Origin of the sequence: Rahnella rivi (assembly GCF_019049655.1) — a bacterium.
Classification (GTDB): Bacteria; Pseudomonadota; Gammaproteobacteria; order Enterobacterales; family Enterobacteriaceae; genus Rahnella; species Rahnella rivi.
Map to the genome: position 1 here is coordinate 68,154 of NZ_JAFMOX010000057.1, position 16,912 is coordinate 85,065.

The 16,912-nt window shown below is 55.7% G+C and carries 17 protein-coding genes; 7 read left to right on the top strand and 10 right to left on the bottom strand.

Going from position 1 to position 16,912, the window contains the following annotated elements:
* Nucleotides 1-33: 33 nt before the first annotated feature.
* The 3 genes from J1779_RS10660 to J1779_RS10670 form a co-directional block, all read right to left on the bottom strand.
* The gene (locus J1779_RS10660) at nt 34-1,587 is read right to left on the bottom strand and encodes a peptide MFS transporter (RefSeq protein ID WP_217203736.1); all 1,554 of its coding nucleotides are present in this window, start codon (nt 1,585-1,587) and stop codon (nt 34-36) included.
* A gap of 326 nt (nt 1,588-1,913) precedes the next feature.
* On the bottom strand, nt 1,914-2,198 hold the full coding sequence (locus J1779_RS10665; RefSeq protein WP_217203737.1) for a hypothetical protein: 285 nt from the start codon (nt 2,196-2,198) through the stop codon (nt 1,914-1,916).
* The gene (locus J1779_RS10670; RefSeq protein ID WP_235533420.1) at nt 2,195-2,689 is read right to left on the bottom strand and encodes a MarR family winged helix-turn-helix transcriptional regulator; all 495 of its coding nucleotides are present in this window, start codon (nt 2,687-2,689) and stop codon (nt 2,195-2,197) included. Before J1779_RS10670 ends, J1779_RS10665 begins: the two co-directional genes overlap by 4 nt.
* A gap of 56 nt (nt 2,690-2,745) precedes the next feature.
* On the opposite strand from J1779_RS10670, the gene J1779_RS10675 reads away from it, so the two are divergent.
* Entirely contained in the window at nt 2,746-4,251 is a 1,506-nt protein-coding gene (locus tag J1779_RS10675; protein ID WP_217203738.1) for an FAD-dependent oxidoreductase, read from the top strand.
* Nucleotides 4,252-4,374: 123 nt separating this feature from the next.
* Complete coding sequence (locus J1779_RS10680) at nt 4,375-5,616, top strand: diguanylate phosphodiesterase (protein WP_056773987.1); 1,242 nt, start codon at nt 4,375-4,377, stop codon at nt 5,614-5,616.
* A 62-nt stretch (nt 5,617-5,678) separates the two neighbouring features.
* On the opposite strand, the gene J1779_RS10685 is transcribed toward J1779_RS10680, so the two are convergent.
* The 5 genes from J1779_RS10685 to J1779_RS10705 all read right to left on the bottom strand — a co-directional run bounded on the left by J1779_RS10685 (nt 5,679) and on the right by J1779_RS10705 (nt 7,883).
* Nucleotides 5,679-5,936, bottom strand: a complete 258-nt coding sequence (locus J1779_RS10685) for a biofilm development regulator YmgB/AriR family protein (protein WP_056773983.1) — start codon at nt 5,934-5,936, stop codon at nt 5,679-5,681.
* Between the two features lie 27 nt (nt 5,937-5,963).
* Nucleotides 5,964-6,263: a biofilm/acid-resistance regulator YmgB/AriR gene (locus J1779_RS10690; RefSeq protein ID WP_371414322.1), complete on the bottom strand. Its 300-nt coding sequence runs from the start codon at nt 6,261-6,263 to the stop codon at nt 5,964-5,966.
* A 16-nt stretch (nt 6,264-6,279) separates the two neighbouring features.
* Entirely contained in the window at nt 6,280-6,603 is a 324-nt protein-coding gene (locus J1779_RS10695) for a hypothetical protein (RefSeq protein WP_235533417.1), read from the bottom strand.
* 154 nt (nt 6,604-6,757) lie between these two features.
* Nucleotides 6,758-6,997, bottom strand: coding sequence for a regulatory protein YcgZ (ycgZ, locus tag J1779_RS10700; RefSeq protein WP_056773978.1), 240 nt, complete (start codon nt 6,995-6,997; stop codon nt 6,758-6,760).
* A gap of 232 nt (nt 6,998-7,229) precedes the next feature.
* Nucleotides 7,230-7,883, bottom strand: coding sequence for a DUF1028 domain-containing protein (locus tag J1779_RS10705; protein WP_217203739.1), 654 nt, complete (start codon nt 7,881-7,883; stop codon nt 7,230-7,232).
* A 143-nt stretch (nt 7,884-8,026) separates the two neighbouring features.
* Here J1779_RS10705 and J1779_RS10710 point away from each other — a divergent pair, with 143 nt between their 5' ends.
* The 5 genes from J1779_RS10710 to J1779_RS10730 are packed head-to-tail and all read left to right on the top strand — an operon-like array spanning nt 8,027 to nt 13,920.
* Nucleotides 8,027-9,601: an ABC transporter substrate-binding protein gene (locus J1779_RS10710; protein ID WP_122096660.1), complete on the top strand. Its 1,575-nt coding sequence runs from the start codon at nt 8,027-8,029 to the stop codon at nt 9,599-9,601.
* A gap of 12 nt (nt 9,602-9,613) precedes the next feature.
* A complete protein-coding gene (locus J1779_RS10715; protein WP_122096661.1) occupies nt 9,614-10,561 on the top strand; it encodes an ABC transporter permease in 948 nt (315 codons plus the stop codon).
* On the top strand, nt 10,558-12,354 hold the full coding sequence (locus tag J1779_RS10720; RefSeq protein ID WP_217203740.1) for a dipeptide/oligopeptide/nickel ABC transporter permease/ATP-binding protein: 1,797 nt from the start codon (nt 10,558-10,560) through the stop codon (nt 12,352-12,354). The genes J1779_RS10715 and J1779_RS10720 overlap by 4 nt, the downstream gene beginning before the upstream one ends.
* Nucleotides 12,351-13,136: an ATP-binding cassette domain-containing protein gene (locus tag J1779_RS10725; RefSeq protein ID WP_122096663.1), complete on the top strand. Its 786-nt coding sequence runs from the start codon at nt 12,351-12,353 to the stop codon at nt 13,134-13,136. The genes J1779_RS10720 and J1779_RS10725 overlap by 4 nt, the downstream gene beginning before the upstream one ends.
* A gap of 16 nt (nt 13,137-13,152) precedes the next feature.
* A complete protein-coding gene (locus J1779_RS10730; RefSeq protein ID WP_183849100.1) occupies nt 13,153-13,920 on the top strand; it encodes a FadR/GntR family transcriptional regulator in 768 nt (255 codons plus the stop codon).
* A 101-nt stretch (nt 13,921-14,021) separates the two neighbouring features.
* On the opposite strand, the gene J1779_RS10735 is transcribed toward J1779_RS10730, so the two are convergent.
* Nucleotides 14,022-15,494 carry a pyridoxal phosphate-dependent decarboxylase family protein gene (locus J1779_RS10735; RefSeq protein WP_056773956.1) on the bottom strand — a complete coding sequence of 491 codons (1,473 nt, stop codon included), beginning with the start codon at nt 15,492-15,494 and terminating at the stop codon, nt 14,022-14,024.
* A gap of 18 nt (nt 15,495-15,512) precedes the next feature.
* A complete protein-coding gene (locus J1779_RS10740) occupies nt 15,513-16,898 on the bottom strand; it encodes a diaminobutyrate--2-oxoglutarate transaminase (protein ID WP_056773953.1) in 1,386 nt (461 codons plus the stop codon).
* Nucleotides 16,899-16,912: the final 14 nt, after the last annotated feature.

Consider the following 16,912-nt stretch of genomic DNA (forward strand, 5'->3'; position numbering starts at 1 on the left):
GAGCGGCTATTTGCGCGCAACAGCGTTAACGCATCAGGCATGGCTGACGGGTTTTTGCCCGGTCTTAACGTCGGCATTTTCCAGCATCCGTCGCACAGGAATGATCAGCAGGAACAGCACCGCAGCGCAGATAAGCAATGCGATGGAACAACGCGCGAAGAGATTCGGCAGCATGTCCAGTTGATCCGCTTTGACGTGGCCGCCAATCAAACCGGCAGCGAGGTTACCCAGCGCGCTGGCGCAGAACCACAGCCCCATCATCTGACCACGCATTCTTTCCGGCGCCAGCAGCGTCATGGTCGCCAGCCCAATCGGGCTGAGACAGAGTTCACCCAGCGTCAGCATCAGAATACTGCCCACCAGCCACAACGGTGACACCCCTGCTCCGCCGTTGTTCAGCACGTTTTGCGCCGCCAGCATCATGATCCCAAAGCCCGCCGCCGCACACAGAATGCCGATGATGAACTTAGTGATGCTGCTTGGACGCACTTTTTTCCGTGCCAGCATCGGCCATGCCCAGCTAAATACCGGTGCCAGCAGAATGATAAACAGCGCATTGATTGACTGGAACCAGACGGCAGGGATCTCAAAATCGCCGATCATGCGGTTGGTATAGTCGTTCGCGAACAGGTTAAACGAGGTCGGTTTCTGCTCAAACGCAGACCAGAAGAAAGCGGCGGAAACCAGCAGAATAAAGCACACCAGCAGGCGCGCCCGTTCTTTGCGGTTAAGACCGGCAAACAAGAAAAGATAGACAAAATAGAGGATGACCGACGCGGCGATCACGTACACCAGCGTACTGGCGACGGCGACCGGGTTGATCACAATCACGCCCTGCGCGATCAGCGTCACCACGACAACCACACCTGCCGCCAGTGCCAGCAACCAGCCGCCAACACCCTTTTTCTTCGCCACCGGATTGTTCCAGGTGGAATCCAGCCCGACTTCGCTGTCGTAACGTTTCATTGCCGGAACGGCGTAAACGCGGAAGATAATCAGGGCCACCAGCATACCGATACCGCCGATACCAAAGCCCCAGTGCCAGCCGTGGGTTTTAATCAGCCAGCCGGAAATCAGCGGCGCGATAAAGGAACCCATGTTGATGCCCATGTAGAACAGCGAAAAACCGCCGTCGCGACGCGCATCCCCTTTTTTATACAGCGTGCCGACCATGACCGAGATACAGGTCTTGAACAGACCGGAGCCGAGCACGATAAACATCAGGCCGATAAAGAACAGGTTGTCGCCCAGCACAGCGGATAACGCGATGGACAAGTGCCCGAGCGCGATAAGAATCGAACCGTACCAGACCGCTCTCTGCTGCCCGAGCCAGTTATCCGCCAGCCAGCCACCCGGCAACGCGGCGAGATACATACAGCCTGCAAAGATACCGACGATGGCCGACGCGCTTTCCCGCGCCAGCCCCATGCCGCCGTCGTAAACCGTGGCGGCCATAAACAGAATCAGTAAAGGGCGAATCCCGTAAAACGAGAACCGCTCCCACATCTCAGTGAAAAACAGTGAACCCAGCGGATATGGATGGCCGAAAAAGGTTCGGCTCTCGTTTTTGTTAACAGAGGAATGCATAAATTCTCCAGAGAAAGTCGGTCGGAATGTGTGTGCAAAGCGCCCTGTCCGGCGGCTGTCATGCAGCCGCTCTTGAAGACTCAGCAGGTTAAGATCATTGCTGAATACGGGTATTGTTTGGCGCTGAGGGCAGGACTTTAAGATGAAAAGTCGACGATTGTCCACTTTTAAAGACGTTACGGCGGTTATTTTGCGTACGGAATAGGTATAAATGCGATGAATAGTCTAATTATCACGTATTCATGTGGGTGATTTTCTTTCAGCGAGTGACTTTTCCTGAAAAACTGAAACGCAAAAAGCAGCCACTCCGGTGGCTGCTTTCAATCTCACCACTCTCCGCTCAGGTTCAGCATCAGCGCAAACACCACAAGCGTGACGAGAATTGCCACGACGCTTTCCCCGAAAAGCTGTGTTCTGCCGTAGCCGCGTAACAGTGTTGTTTTAGAGGGAGCTGCCCGCTGCGGGTCGCCGGGTCTGGCGCTCTTTAACCATTCCCGCGTGTGCCGGTAAAGCCGTATCCACAACGTGGCGACAATCAGCAGCAACACCGTGAATACCACGATGCTATTCAGTTGAAACTGCGTTCCCCAATGCCAGTTTGTATTGTTCATGACGGTTGATCCTGTGTATTGACCGGCGCTTCGTCTTTTATGTCGTCAGCAAATCGGCGCATCAGTCGCGCCAGTCCGACGATATCCTCGTTTTCCCAGCGGGAGAAAATACCCTGAGCAATTCTATTGCGCGCCTCATCGATGCGTGCGGTCATGGCTTTGCCTTGCGCAGTCACAACAGCTTCGCGCACGCGGCGGTCGCTGGCATTTGCCTGCCGGGTGATAAGCCCGAGCGTTTCCATTTTAGCCACCTGCCTGCTGACGGTGGTGTAGTCGCGCCCCACTCTGTCTGCCAGCTCGACAACGCCGATCGGGCCGAGCCGTTCCACCAGCACTAACAGCGGAAACAGTGCACGATCCAGCGCGATACCGGCTTCCCGGATCATGGCTTCGTCACGCTGCGGGCGGTTCATGACGCCGACGATTTCCAGTAACGCCCCGTGCAGTTCACGGAGTGTTTCTTCAATATGTGTATTTTGCACGTTTTTAATTGACAATGGACTTCCCCTCTGACTAATGTGTGCATATTACACATAAGAGGTGAGCGATGGAAAAAATATTCAAGACAGATGTGCTGATTTGCGGCGCGGGCGCGGCAGGTTTAACACTGGCTATCGAACTGGCGCGCCGGGGTATTGCCTTTCATCTGATAGAAAAGAGCCCGGCGCCGTTCGGTGGTTCCAGGGGCAAAGGCATTCAGCCACGTACCCTGGAGATATTCGAGGATCTGGGTATTCTCGAACAGATCGCGGCCGCGGGAGGCGTTTATCCGCCTATGCGCCATTACGCTGAAGGGGGCGGCTATCGCGATGAAGAGGTGATTGAGCACGCGCCGCCGACGCCTGCCGAGCCTTATTCGCACCCGCTGATGGTGCCGCAGTTTATGACCGAACGGATCATGCGCGAACGGTTACTCGGACTGGGGCATCAGCCTGAATTTGGCTGCGAACTGCTCAGTGTCGAACAAAATGCAGAGGGCGTAATTGCAAAAGTCATCAGCGATACGCAGGAAAGAACGCTGTCTGCACGCTGGCTGGTCGCGGCTGACGGTGGCCGCAGCAGGGTACGGCAGGCGCTGGACATCCCCTTCCCCGGTAAAACGCTCGGGGTGCGGGCGATCGTCGCCGATGTCACGCTCAGCGGATTAACGCGCGATGCCTGGCACTGTTTTCATCAGGGCGATATGGCGCGACAAATAATGCTCTGCCCGCTCGCCGGTACCGCCCTGTTTCAGGTGCAGGGGCCGGTACCTGCTCAGGGCGAGATTGATTTAACCGCCGAAGGGTTAGATGCCCTCGTCGCAGAACGCACCGGGCGCAGTGATATTCGTATCCGGTCAGTTTCCTGGGCATCGGCCTACAACATGAATGCGCGGCTGGCAGAGCAGTATCGCGTTGGCCGTATTTTACTGGTCGGCGATGCGGCTCACATTCACCCGCCAACCGGCGGACAGGGGCTTAATACCAGCGTGCAGGATGCTTACAATCTTGGCTGGAAACTGGCAGCCGTTGCCGGTGGCGCGCCGGATGCCCTGCTCGATACCTATGAGGAAGAACGCAGGCCTGTCGCGGCGGGGATGCTCGGGCTGGCGACCCACCTTCTGGAAGCGCAGAAACGCGGTGACATGCGGCGCGGTCGGGAAGTACATCAGCTGGATATCGGCTACGCCGGTTCTTCCCTTGCGCAGGAAGACACGGGGCGTCAGCGTACCCTCCTCGCCGGTGACCGTGCGCCGGATGCGCGGGTTCGCCGTGCAGGTGGCGAAAGCGTACGGCTGTTTGATCTGCTAAAAGGAACCCACTGGACGTTACTCGGCGTGGAAATCCCGGCCGGGCAGATCGCCCCTCTCCCCGGCGTACACCTGCATTTACTGGGCGCGGGGGGCGATCTGACGGATGAATGGGGGGAATTTAATCAGGCGTACGATCTTGTCGCGGGTGAAGTTTTGCTGGTGCGCCCTGACGGGTATATTGCCGCCATCGTGACGGCGAAAAATAGCGCGTTTCCCGAAGAGTATTTCGCTAAGTTTTTGACCCATCAGGGAAAGCATTAACAGACGGATGGGCAGACATTTGCAAAATAAAAGTTAAGAAAATCTGATCGATCAAGAATTTTCCATAACAAAAATTTATCTGATATTGTGTCGCTTCTGAGAAGATTCACACTGGAAGATCGAATGCTGTTAACCCTCGTTTATCGCAGTCATGTCAGCGAGCATGTTCAGTCCGCCTCCCTTGCGGGGTTGGTGACACAAGCGAGTTTTAAGAATGAACTGTCAGGTATTACCGGTATCCTGCTTTTTGACGGAACGCATTTCTTCCAGTTGCTGGAAGGGCCCGAAGACGCGGTCGATGCGCTTTATTACACCATCAGTCAGGACCGCCGGCACCATAACGTCGTCGAACTGATGCGAGATTATGCGCATTCCCGGCGGTTCGGTAATGTCGGTATGGAACTTTTTGATCTGCGATCTCATCATGAAGATGTGGTGCTTCAGGCGGTACTGGATAAGGGAACGTCGAAATATCAGCTGACCTATGATGACCGCGCATTGCAGTTCTTATGCACTTTTGTGCAGGCGCGTGAAAAGGAGAATTATCTCGAAATTCTTCCTGCGGGCACCTGGTCGTTTCTGCCTGAAGAACAGCCGGAAGCTGAAGTAGAATTTATCTTTCCGGAAATGCAGGACTACAGCTTTGCGTTCCAGCCGATTATTGATCCGCTGAGCCGTGAGATCATTTCGTACGAGGCGACCTTGCGCGGGCCGGACGGCGGTTCGCCGATGGGCTATTTCTCTAAGCTTTCGCGCATGACCATTTATGAAGCAGATCTTAAATCTAAAAAGCTCGCCTTCGCGCTGGCCAATCAGATGGGGCTGAACAGTAAAACGCTGACGGTCAAACTCCTGCCCATGACGCTGGTGATGGTGCCCGATGCCGTCGAGTTTCTGATTCAGGAAATCACGGCAAACGGTCTGGTGCCGGAGCAGATTGTCGTTGCGATCACCGAGAACGGTGTGATTACCCGCGAAGACAAATTCAACGCAGCAATGAAACAGCTGAAAGCCTCGGGAATGCGTCTGGCGATTGATGATTTTGGTGCGGGATCGGCGGGGTTATTGCTGCTGACGCAGTGCCAGCCTGACAGCATCATGATTGACCGTAATATCATCTGCGACGTTCACACCAGCGGGCCGAAGCAAGCGGTTGTGCAGGCGATCATCAGGTTCTGTTCTTCACTCGAGATATCGGTGATTGCGACCGGTGTGGAAAAGCCGGAAGAATGGATGTGGCTGGATGCCGCCGGGATATGTAATTTTCAGGGTGAGTTGTTTACCACGCCACGGGTTAATGCCCTGCCGGTGGTCGCCTGGCCTGAAATTTTGCAGGAAGATCAGTTACTCAATCAGAATTTTTAAGGCATGCAGGGTCGTGGAAACACGTCCCTGCATCAGGACTGACAAAATATGTCCGGGAATGCTTATTCAATATCATCGTCCGAGGTGCGGTAAACCACATATTCCAGCGCTTCTAAATAAACATCCTGCTTATCCGCGTCACTTTCCTGTTCAATCTTCTGAATCAGACAAAGAATAATATCTTTGTGGGTGACATGCCCTGTCTGGCTTTTTAACGTATTGTAGATACGGATGACTGTTTCATTACCCACCAGAAGTTCAGGATCTTCCGTAAGAATATAATCAGCCAATTTCACATGAGTATAAGACACGTCTTGCATTTTAATACTCTCCATCACTGAGTTTAATTAAAAGCCGGAATCATCAGGGGTGTATCCCACCACTAATTCCAGGGTTTTACGCAGAACATCCAGTTGCACGATATCGGATGTACTTTCGAGCTGATTGATCAGGTGCAAAATGATGGCTTTATTCGTCACCACACCGTTGCTTGCCAGAATAAGGCGAATTGCCGCACCCAGCACTTCGGTTTCGCTGGAATAAAGTTCACCGGCTTTCTCGAAATGCTTATACATCACCGTATGACTGGCTGAATCAATCATCGAATGAGAGTGGTTTGAGGGCATCGTTTCGTTGTAATGAGTCATAACAGAATCAGATGGCTCAATGTTTTTTCTTGTCATCGGACGGCCCTTCAGCGTTGAAAAAGTGTCGAACATTGTCGACGTCACGAACCTCATAACTGATTTGCCCGCGCTTTTGCGCAATGTTATGGCGTATCTCGTTAATAACCTGTTCGCACGCGCTTTTTCGGTTAATGGAATCCGCACTTACAGCCATATACTGTAATTGCGCAATGAGTTTATCGGTCGATATTTGTTTTTTGCTTTTGAGCAAAGAAACAACGGCCTCACCTATCAGTTTGTCCGTCAATTTTTCTTCGTTACTTCTGTACATATTATCAGCCTCTGAATTTACGCCGGCCATAAGGCCTCGGCAGATTAGCTTCAGGTTCAGAGTTATTACCTTGCGCCGTAAGCGGTAAAGGGTTTTAAGGCGATGAATAAATCAGGCCCGCATAATATGTCGAACTGAATAGCTAATATAACCAATCTTTACTTAATAAAATAACTGCCCGGCATTAAGAATCACGTTCAAGTACCAGGTGGATAAGCTTCATATAATGCTTCTCCTCCGCTTCACTTCCGGCCATTTCCACGCGGCTTAAAAGCTTGGAACATAAGGCTTTGCGATTCAGGTTTTTGCCTGCTTCCAGAATTTCAACGACAACGCGGCCCATCGTTTCTTCCTCAGAAAAAACCTGAGTGTACAGTGAAGAAAATGTGTCAGAAGACGATGGATTGAGTTTATTCTGTCGCATGATTAACCCTTATGTTAATACGTGTGTGAATAATAATTGCTGGTGTGACCATAAAGTTATACAAGATATGCAATGTTGTACAGGTATTTTAGGAAAAAAAAGCTAGCAATAAAACTATCTGGCAACAGTATTGTCTTAACTGGCTGAAATTTATGTGTTTCTAGGATTTTTCTGCAAAGCCGTTTCCGCGTAAAAAAGCGTCACCTGTCTTTGCTACGATCCTTGTATCGATTTAACCGCCTGACTGCCCTTTCGGCAGTGCGGCGAAAAAGTCTGCATGCGCGGGCGCGCGGGTTTGTTGCAGGATTTCCGCCAGCATCTCCAGCGGTGAATCCGACCAGTCGGCGCGCAAATCGACGCTGGCATACTGCCGGTCGCACCAGACTTTCAGCGCAGCGGATTTCAGCCCGCGACGGTCACCGCCTGCGGCCGCCCCGGCGTTCATCGCCGCCAGCAGGCGATCGGCGAGAGGCAAGCCGTCACTGTTCTGATAAGTGGCCAGCATCGCCTCCAGCGTTTTCGCCCCCGTCAGTAAATTGCCACCGACCACGCACCCCGCTCCTTCAAGGCTTCCCGCCCAGCCACCGCACTCGGCGCCGCTCCAGCGGGCACAGCGGCCCTGACTGTCGACGATCAGCACCTGCCTTTTGGCCGCGTCGGCATCGTTTTCAAGGATCATGTTCAGCGCACTGGCCGCGTCTTCACCTTGCTGCAACAGCGCCAGCCCCTGCCCGCCGTAGAGCGGATTGGTCATAGCCTGGGTGGCGATCGCGCCGCACTGCGCCCGCCCGTGAACCACCAGCGCCCCCACTGCCGGACCGGCGGTGGCGGTAGCGACGCCCAGCGCCCCTGAGAGCGGATCGCGTGCGACGATCGAAAAGGTCATAAATACTCCGTGACGGTCTGGTTAAATTTATGCGTATAAATTATTGCAATTCAGTTTATTTATACGCATAAATAATAAACAGGACAACGCCTGATTTCCCAAAAAGGTGTTCATTACAGGCTTTACAACGCGACGAGGTCGATATGCTGCCAGCTTTGCGAACGTTAGTTATCCCGCTCTGTCTTTGTCTTGGCACACTGTCGTGGCAGGCTTCGGTGCAGGCGAAAACCCCGGCGGATGCGCTGTTAATCGGTCAGGTGGCGGAGCCGCAGTCTCTGGATCCGCAGGTCGCCACGGCGGCCAACGATTCCCGCATTCTGGTGAATATCTTCGACGGGCTGGTGCGTAACGGCGAAGGCAAGCTGGATATCGAACCGGCGCTCGCCACCCGCTGGGAAATCAGCCCCGATGGCCTGACGTACCGTTTTCATCTGCGTGAAGGGGTTTCATTTCAGGATGGCACACCGTTTAATGCCGCCGCGGTGAAATTCACCTTCGACCGGATGCTGGATGATAAAAATCCCTGGCACAACACCGGCCCGTTCCCGCTGTCGTTCTTCTTCTCGTCGATTAAATCCATCGACACACCCGACGAAAACACGGTGGTGTTCACGCTGAAAGAGCCCTTCTCGCCTTTTCTTTCCAACCTCGCCACGCCGACCGGCCTGATTGTCTCGCCGGAGGCGGTGAAAAAGTACGGTAAAGACGCAGGCCGCCATCCGGTGGGGACCGGTGCGTTTCGTTTTGCCGAGTGGAAAGCCAATCAGCGGGTGGTGCTGACGGCCAATGACGCCTACTGGGATGGCAAACCGGCGGTCAAAAACGTGGTGTTCAGGCCGATTACCGACGGCAATACGCGGGTGGCGGAAATGCTTTCCGGCGGCATTGACGCCATGGTGGAAGTGCCGCCCGATACGGTCAAACTGTTTGCGCAAAAAAGCAATCGCTTCCGTCTCTATCAGACCACCGGCCCGCACGTCTGGTACGTGATGCTCAATACGCAGGTACCGCCGTTTAACGATGTGCGCGTGCGTCAGGCGGTGAATTATGCGGTTAACAAACAGTCGCTGGCTGACAATATTTTGCAGGGTTCAGCCGACGTCGCCGACGGGCCGATCCCGCGCGCGTTTAACTGGGCTGCCAACAAAGACGTTTCCCCTTATCCCTATGATCCCGCCAAAGCCCGCGCCCTGCTCAAAGCGGCCGGTGCCGAAGGCGCCTCGCTGACATTTTATGTGACCGAGGGCGGGTCGGGCATGCTGGATCCCATCCCGATGGCGACCGCCATTCAGGCGGATCTCAAAGCGGTCGGGCTGAAGGTGACCATCCAAACCTATGAGTGGAATACCTATCTGTCGAAGGTCAATGCCGGTCTGGATAACCATACCCAGATGGCAGAAATGGCGTGGATGACCAACGATCCGGACACCCTGCCGTTCCTGACCTTACGCACCGACGCCTGGCCGAAAAAAGGCGGATTTAACTCCGGGTATTACAGCAATCCGCAGGTCGACATCCTGTTGCAGAAAGCCCGTCTGACCACGGACACCGCCGCCCGCGCTGCCCTTTACCGCGAAGTGCAGCAGCGCGTACACGACGATGCCCCCTGGATTTTTGTCGCTAACTGGAAGCAGAACGCCGTGACCTCCACGCGTATTCAGCATTTCGCGCTGCAACCTAATTTCAACCTGTTGCTCAACCGGGTAACCAAACAGTAATCGGAGATGTTTATGGGGAGTTACGTGCTTAAAAGGCTGTTCTCGACCATTCCGGTGTTTATCGGGTTGTCGTTAATTGTTTTTCTGATCATGGCGATGATTCCGGGGAACCCGGCGCAGGCGCTGTTGGGTGCCTGGGCAACGCCGGAAAACGTGGCGCGCATTAACCGCGAGCTGGGGCTGAACAAGCCGCTGTATCAGCAATATCTGATCTGGGCAGGCAATATTCTGCACGGCGACTTTGGCCGCTCATACGTGCTGAACCGGCCAGTGATTGATGAAGTGATGGAGCGATTCAGTGCAACGCTGCTGCTCGGCGGCTGCGCGCTGTTACTCAGCACCGTACTGGGACTGCTGGCAGGGATTTTCTCGGCGGTCAGGCAGTTCGGCTGGGGCGACCGCATCATCACGCTGCTGGTGCTGCTGGGCATTTCTATGCCGTCATTCTGGATAGGCTTGCTGATGATCATGCTGTTCGCCGTGCAGCTGCAATGGTTCCCGGCGTCCGGGATGTATGCAGTCTGGGGCGGCGGTGACGTGGCAGATCTGCTGCACCATCTGGCGCTGCCCGCCGTGACGCTGGCGATAGTCGCCACCGGTGTGATCGCCCGTCTTACCCGCACCGCGATGCTGGAAGTGCTGCGTCAGGACTTTATCCGCACCGCCCGCGCCAAAGGGCTGTCTGAACGCAAAGTGATTTATAAGCATGCGTTCCGGATGGCACTGGTGTCGGTTATCCCGGTGATCGGCATTCAGGCGGGCTTCGTGCTCGGCGGCGCAGTGTATATCGAGACGGTGTTCCAGTGGCCGGGGCTGGGCGCGATGATGGTGAAAGCCGTTGCCACCCGTGATCTGCTGCTGGTTCAGGGCGGCGTGCTGGTCGCCGCCGCAGCCTATGTGTTGATCAACCTGTGCGCAGACATTTTGCAGGCGCTTCTCGACCCGAGGTTAAAATCATGAGCCAGACCATCACTTCCCCCGCGCCGCGCTACCGCCAGTCTTTGTGGGCGCTGCTGCTGGCTAACCGCCTGGCAACGCTCGGCCTGACGCTGCTTGTTCTTGCCGTGGCCGCCGCTCTCGCCGCCCCGCTGTTGCCGATACCTGATCCGGACGCGACGGATTTACTTAACCGGCTGTTGCCCCCGTTTTCGCCCGGCCACTGGCTGGGAACCGATCCGCTGGGGCGCGATATGCTTTCACGTCTGCTGTGGGGAACGCGGGTGTCGCTGGCGGTCGGGATATGCGCGACGCTGCTGGCCGCGCTGCTGGGGACGCTGATCGGGCTGGTTGCCGGGTACGCCGGTGGCAAAACGGACAGCCTGCTGATGCGGCTGATCGACATGCTGATGGCCTTTCCCTACATCCTGCTGGCGCTGGTGATCGTCGCGGTGCTCGGCCCCGGCCTGCTGAATGCGCTGTACGCCATCGCCGTGGTCAATATTCCCTTCTTCGCCCGTAACATTCGCGGGCTGACCGTCGGCCTGCGGCAGCGTGACTTTATCCAGGCGGCGCGGCTGTCGGGTAAAAATCATCTGCAAATTTTGCTCACCGAAGTGCTGCCCAACGTGATGCCCGTGGTGGTGGTCACCATGTCGACCACCGTCGGCTGGATGATTTTAGAAACCGCCGGGTTGTCATTCCTCGGGCTGGGTACGCAACCGCCAAATGCAGATCTCGGCTCGATGCTCGGTCAGGGGCGCGCGCAAATGTTCAGTGCGCCGCACGTCTCCGTGGTGCCGGGGTTGATGATTTTCCTGCTGGTGATGAGTTTTAACCTGCTCGGCGACGGCATCCGCGATCTGCTGGATCCGCGTCTTAAATCCGGTATTTTGCTGCGCGCCCGCGCCGTGACCAGCGTAACGCGTTCCGCCGTGCCGCCCGCCGTAAAGGGAAGCGACGCCCTGCTCGAAGTGGTGGATTTGCAGGTCAGCTTCCGCTCAGGCCGGCAGTCAGTGGCGGCGGTAAAAGGGGTCAGCTTCCACGTGGCAAAAGGCGAATGTCTGGGGCTGATTGGCGAAAGCGGCTCAGGCAAAAGCGTCACCGCGCTGTCGGTGATGGGGCTGGTCTCGTCACCGCCGGGTGAAATCACCGGGGGCGCCATTTATGTCGGCGCAGAAGAGATGCTCGGGTTGTCGCAAACCCAGCTGCAACAGCGGCGTGGCGCGCGCGTGGCCTACATTTTCCAGGATCCGCTGACCACGCTGCACCCGCAGTTCAGCATTGGTGCGCAGATCATCGAATCCATTCAGGCGCATCAGGCGATGCCAAACCGTGCAGCGAAAGACAAAGCGCTGTCGCTGCTGGTCAGCGTAGGCATTGAGGATGCCGCGGCGCGCTTTGATGCGTTTCCACACCAGTTGTCAGGCGGTCAGCGGCAACGCGTGGGTATCGCAATGGCGCTGGCGAATGACCCGGAAATCATCATTGCCGATGAACCGACCACCGCGCTGGATGTCACCGTGCAGGCCCGTATTCTCGATTTGCTGCAACAGTTACGGCGCGAACGCGGCCTGACGCTGCTGTTCATTACTCACGATTTCGGCGTGATTGCGCAGATTTGTGACCGCGTGGCGGTGATGCGTCACGGCGAAATCGTGGAAAGCGGCGATACCCGTTCGGTGCTGCGCGATCCGCAACATGATTACACCCGCAGACTGATCGCAAGCGTGCCCAAACTCGGCCAGGGGCGCGGTTTCCTCAAACAGGTCGGCGAACTGTATGCCACACAAAAACCGCAGCCGGAGGCACTATGAACAATGTCATTGAAGTCAGCGGATTGGTGAAAACCTTTGGCAGCCGTTCAGGCTGGTTCTCCGGTAAAAAACATCAGGTGGAAGCGGTTAAAGGTGTCTCTTTCCATCTTGCCGAAGGCGAGACGCTGGCGGTGGTGGGCGAAAGTGGCTCCGGGAAAAGCACGCTGGCGCGGATGCTGGTCGGGCTGGAGCGGCCGACCTCCGGCTCGGTGACACTGATGGGCGAAGAGATGTCGGCGCACAGTAAACGCGGCGATAAAGCCTTTGGCCGGATGATCCAATATGTGTTTCAGGATCCGGTGGCCTCACTGAACCCGCGCAAAACCATCGCGGATACGCTGGACGTGCCGCTGCGTTATCTGTGCGGCTACCCTGCCGCGCGGCGACAGGCGCGGATGCGCGAGCTTATGGACGCGGTACAGATGCCTGCGGACGCCCTCACCGGCTATCCGCATGAGTTTTCCGGCGGACAGGCGCAACGGCTGGCTATCGCCCGCGCACTGGCGGCGGAGGCGCGCATACTGGTGCTCGACGAGCCGGTCAGCGCGCTGGATGTTTCGGTGCAGGCACAGGTGTTATTGCTGCTCGATCAACTTAAACGTGATTTCGGCCTCTCCTATCTGTTTATCAGCCATGATTTAGCGGTGGTAGAGTCGATAGCCGATCGCGTGGCGGTGATGTATCACGGAGATTTGGTAGAATGCGCGGATAATGACATGCTGTTCAACGCGCCTCAGCACGACTATACCCAACGTCTGCTGGCCAGCGCGCCCAGGGTTTGAGCCAATGAAGGGATGTATGAGCACTGAAACGTCACACCAGCCCGAACCGGTACGCCGCAAGCGCACCGACGAAATCGTCGATGCCATTAAAGAGAGCATCATCAGCGAAAATCTGCTGCCGGGCGACCGTCTGCCGCAGGAAAAAGACCTGATCACCCGCTACGCGGCGGGCAAAGGCACGGTGCGCGAGGCGCTGAAATCCCTTGAAGTTCAGGGGCTGATCCGCACCAAAACCGGCCCCGGTGGCGGTGCGTTTATCGATTCGATGACCGAATCGCGCGCCATGAGTTTGCTGTCCAATTATCTGTTTACGCGCCAGCTTTCCATCAGCAATATCTACGCGCTGCGTAAAGCGCTGGAGCCGCTGGTGGCAGTGAGCGCCATCGGCAACATCGACGCCAAAGGCTTTGAGCAGTTGCATCAGCTGATCGCAGTCTACGATCATGAACCCGCCGACGAAAACGAACGCTGGGAACAGCGTATGGCCGAACTCGATTTCCACGGTGTGGTCGCCAGCTACTCCGATAACGTCCTGCTGGCGTTTATCTGCCACTTCCTGCAACGCCTGCTCAAAGATCTGGCGGTCTGCAAAGACATCTACCAGCGGCCCGAACCGGTAGCGCGCCGTGCCGGTATCGATTATCAGTACCGTCTGATCGACGCCATGCGCCGTCAGGACGCCGACGCAGTGCAACAGATCATGACCGAACACATGCAACACGCCGAAGACGCCATGCTCGGTTTAGAAGCCACGCTGGAGGACCGTTTTTTGAGTGAGCGATGAGGCCGTCATCAGACGATTTCAGCCTGACATGCAGACACAAAAAAGCCGGCAGCATTTTCATGCTACCGGCTTTTTCATACGCTTTACCGCAGAACTAAACCTTACGCGTTCAGCAGTTGCTGCGCCGTTTTTTCAACCAGCGCCAGCAGAACTTTGACGTCGTCCAGCGTGACGGTCGGGTTCAGCAGGGTCAGCTTCAGGCAGGTCACGCCGTTATGCTCGGTGACACCCACGTTGGCGCGGCCTGAATCCAGCAACGCATCGCCGATCTTCTGGTTCAGCAGTGCGACAGCGGCATCGCTGCTGTTTGCCAGTTGCTCAGGACGGTAGCGGAACAGCACGCTTGCCAGCTGTGGCTGCATCACCAGTTCCAGCGCGGCTTCAGACGTCACGTACTGCGCGACGTCCTGTGCCAGCGTTACACCGTGATCGATGATCGCGGCGTACTGTTTCTGCCCTAACGCTTCCAGCCCCATCCACAGTTTCAGTGCATCGAAACGGCGGGTGGTTTGAAGTGATTTAGACACCAGATTTGGCACGCCCGCCTCTTCGTCAAACTCAGAGTTCAGGTAAGCCGCCTGATAACGCATCAGCTCATAGTGACGCGCTTCTTTCAGCAGGAACGCGCCGCAGCTGATGGTCTGGAAGAACTGTTTGTGGAAGTCCAGCGTGATGGAATCCACTAACTCGATGCCATCCAGATAGTCGCGGTATTTTTCGGACAGCAACAGAGCACCGCCCCACGCCGCATCCACGTGAACCCAAATCTGATGCTCAGCCGCCAGTTCAGCGATAGCGCGCAACGGGTCGATCGCACCGGCGTCGGTGGTACCGGCAGTCGCCACAATGGCCAGGATCTGATCGCCATTGGCTTGCGCCTGTGCCACTTTCTCGCGCAAATCGTTGAGATCCATACGGGCAAACTCATCGGTTTTCACCAGGGTCACGCACTGATAGCCGAGGCCGAGCAGTGCCATGTTCTTCTGCACGGAGAAGTGTGCATTTTCAGAACATAACACCTTAATTTTACGCAGGTTGCCGACCAGACCGTCCTGCTGCACGGAGTGTCCCTGACGGGCGAAGAAGGCGTCACGCGCCAGCATCAGCCCCATCAGATTGCTCTGGGTGCCGCCGCTGGTGAACACGCCCGCGTCGCCAGCCTGATAACCTACCTGAGTGCGCAGCCATTCGATCAGCTTCATCTCAATGATGGTGGCTGACGGGCTTTGGTCCCAGGAGTCCATGCTCTGGTTAGTGGCGTTGATCAGCACTTCAGCGGCCTGGCTTACCACCAGGCTCGGGCAATGCAAATGCGCAACACATTGCGGATGGTGTACAGACAAGCTGTCTTTTAAAAAGTATTCAATGGCGCGTTCAATCGCGGCCTGGTTACCCAGGCCGTTTGGATTGAAGTCCAGTTTGATACGTTCACGCAGCTCAGCAACGGTTTTGCCCTGATACATCTCAGGTTGTTGCAGCCACTGCACGACAGCTTCACTGCTCTGTGCAATGGCCTGCTGGTAGGCTTCAGTGCTTTGCGCTGAGCCTGCCAGAATCGGGTTTAACTCGGACATCAGAATCTCTTACTCCGCTCAGACAGGTTTGACGCCAGCCGCTAACAGCGCCTGCTCAAACTTATCGAGGAAAATACCCAGCTCATCATTGGTGATCAGCAGAGAAGGCAACAGGCGCAGAACGCAACCGTTACGGCCACCGCGCTCGAGGATCAGGCCCGCTTCGAAGCATTTTTTCTGCAACAGGGCGGACAGATCGCCATCGGCCGGGTAACAACCCATGTGATCCTGCGCTTCGTCAGGTTTAACAATCTCGATACCGATCATTAAGCCTAGGCCGCGCACATTACCGATGACCGGGTAACGTTTTTGCATCTCGGCCAGTTTGCCTTTCAGCCATTCGCCCTGTTCAGCGACTTTGCCTGCGATGTTGTTGTCTTTCAGGTGCTTCAGCGTGGTCAGGCCGGTCGCCATTGCCAGCTGGTTGCCACGGAACGTGCCGGTATGGTGACCCGGTGCCCATGCATCGAACTGTTTTTTGATACCCAGAACAGCCAGTGGCAAGCCACCGCCGACCGCTTTAGACATCACAATGATGTCCGGCTCAATGCCCGCGTGTTCGAAGGCAAATGGTTTGCCGGTACGGCAGAAACCCGCCTGCACTTCGTCGAGGATCAGCAGAATGCCGTGTTCCTGAGTGACTTTACGGATGCGCTGTAACCATTCGGCAGGAGCCGGGTTAACGCCGCCTTCACCCTGAACGGCTTCCAGAATGACGGCCGCAGGCTTACGTACGCCACTTTCGACGTCATTGATCAGGTTATCGAAGTAATAGGTTAATGCTTTAACGCCAGCGTCACCGCCAATGCCCAGCGGGCAACGGTACTGGTGCGGATAAGGCATAAACTGCACTTCTGGCATCATGCCGTTGACGGCTTCTTTCGGAGACAGGTTACCTGTTACCGCCAGCGCGCCATGGGTCATGCCGTGATAGCCGCCGGAGAAGCTGATCACGCCGGAACGCCCGGTGTATTTTTTTGCCAGTTTCAGTGCAGCTTCCACCGCATCGGCGCCAGACGGGCCGGTGAACTGTAAGCAATACTCTTTGCCCTGTTGCGGCAATAAAGAAAGCAGATATTCAGAGAACTGATCTTTCAACGGGGTTGTCAGATCCAGTGTATGTAACGGCAAGCCGCTGGTAATGACATTTTGGATGCTTTGCAGCACGTCAGGGTGGTTGTGTCCAAGCGCTAACGTTCCTGCGCCTGCCAGACAGTCAAGATATTGATTATTCTCAACATCGGTGATCCACACGCCGTTGGCTTTGGCAATCGCTAACGGTAACTTACGTGGATAACTCCTGACATTCGATTCAAATTCAGCTTGTCTTGCCAAATAGGTTTCATTGTTTCCATTTAATGAATTCGCACCTAAATTATCAATACGGACTTTATCCGTCATCATATCTCTCCTACAAC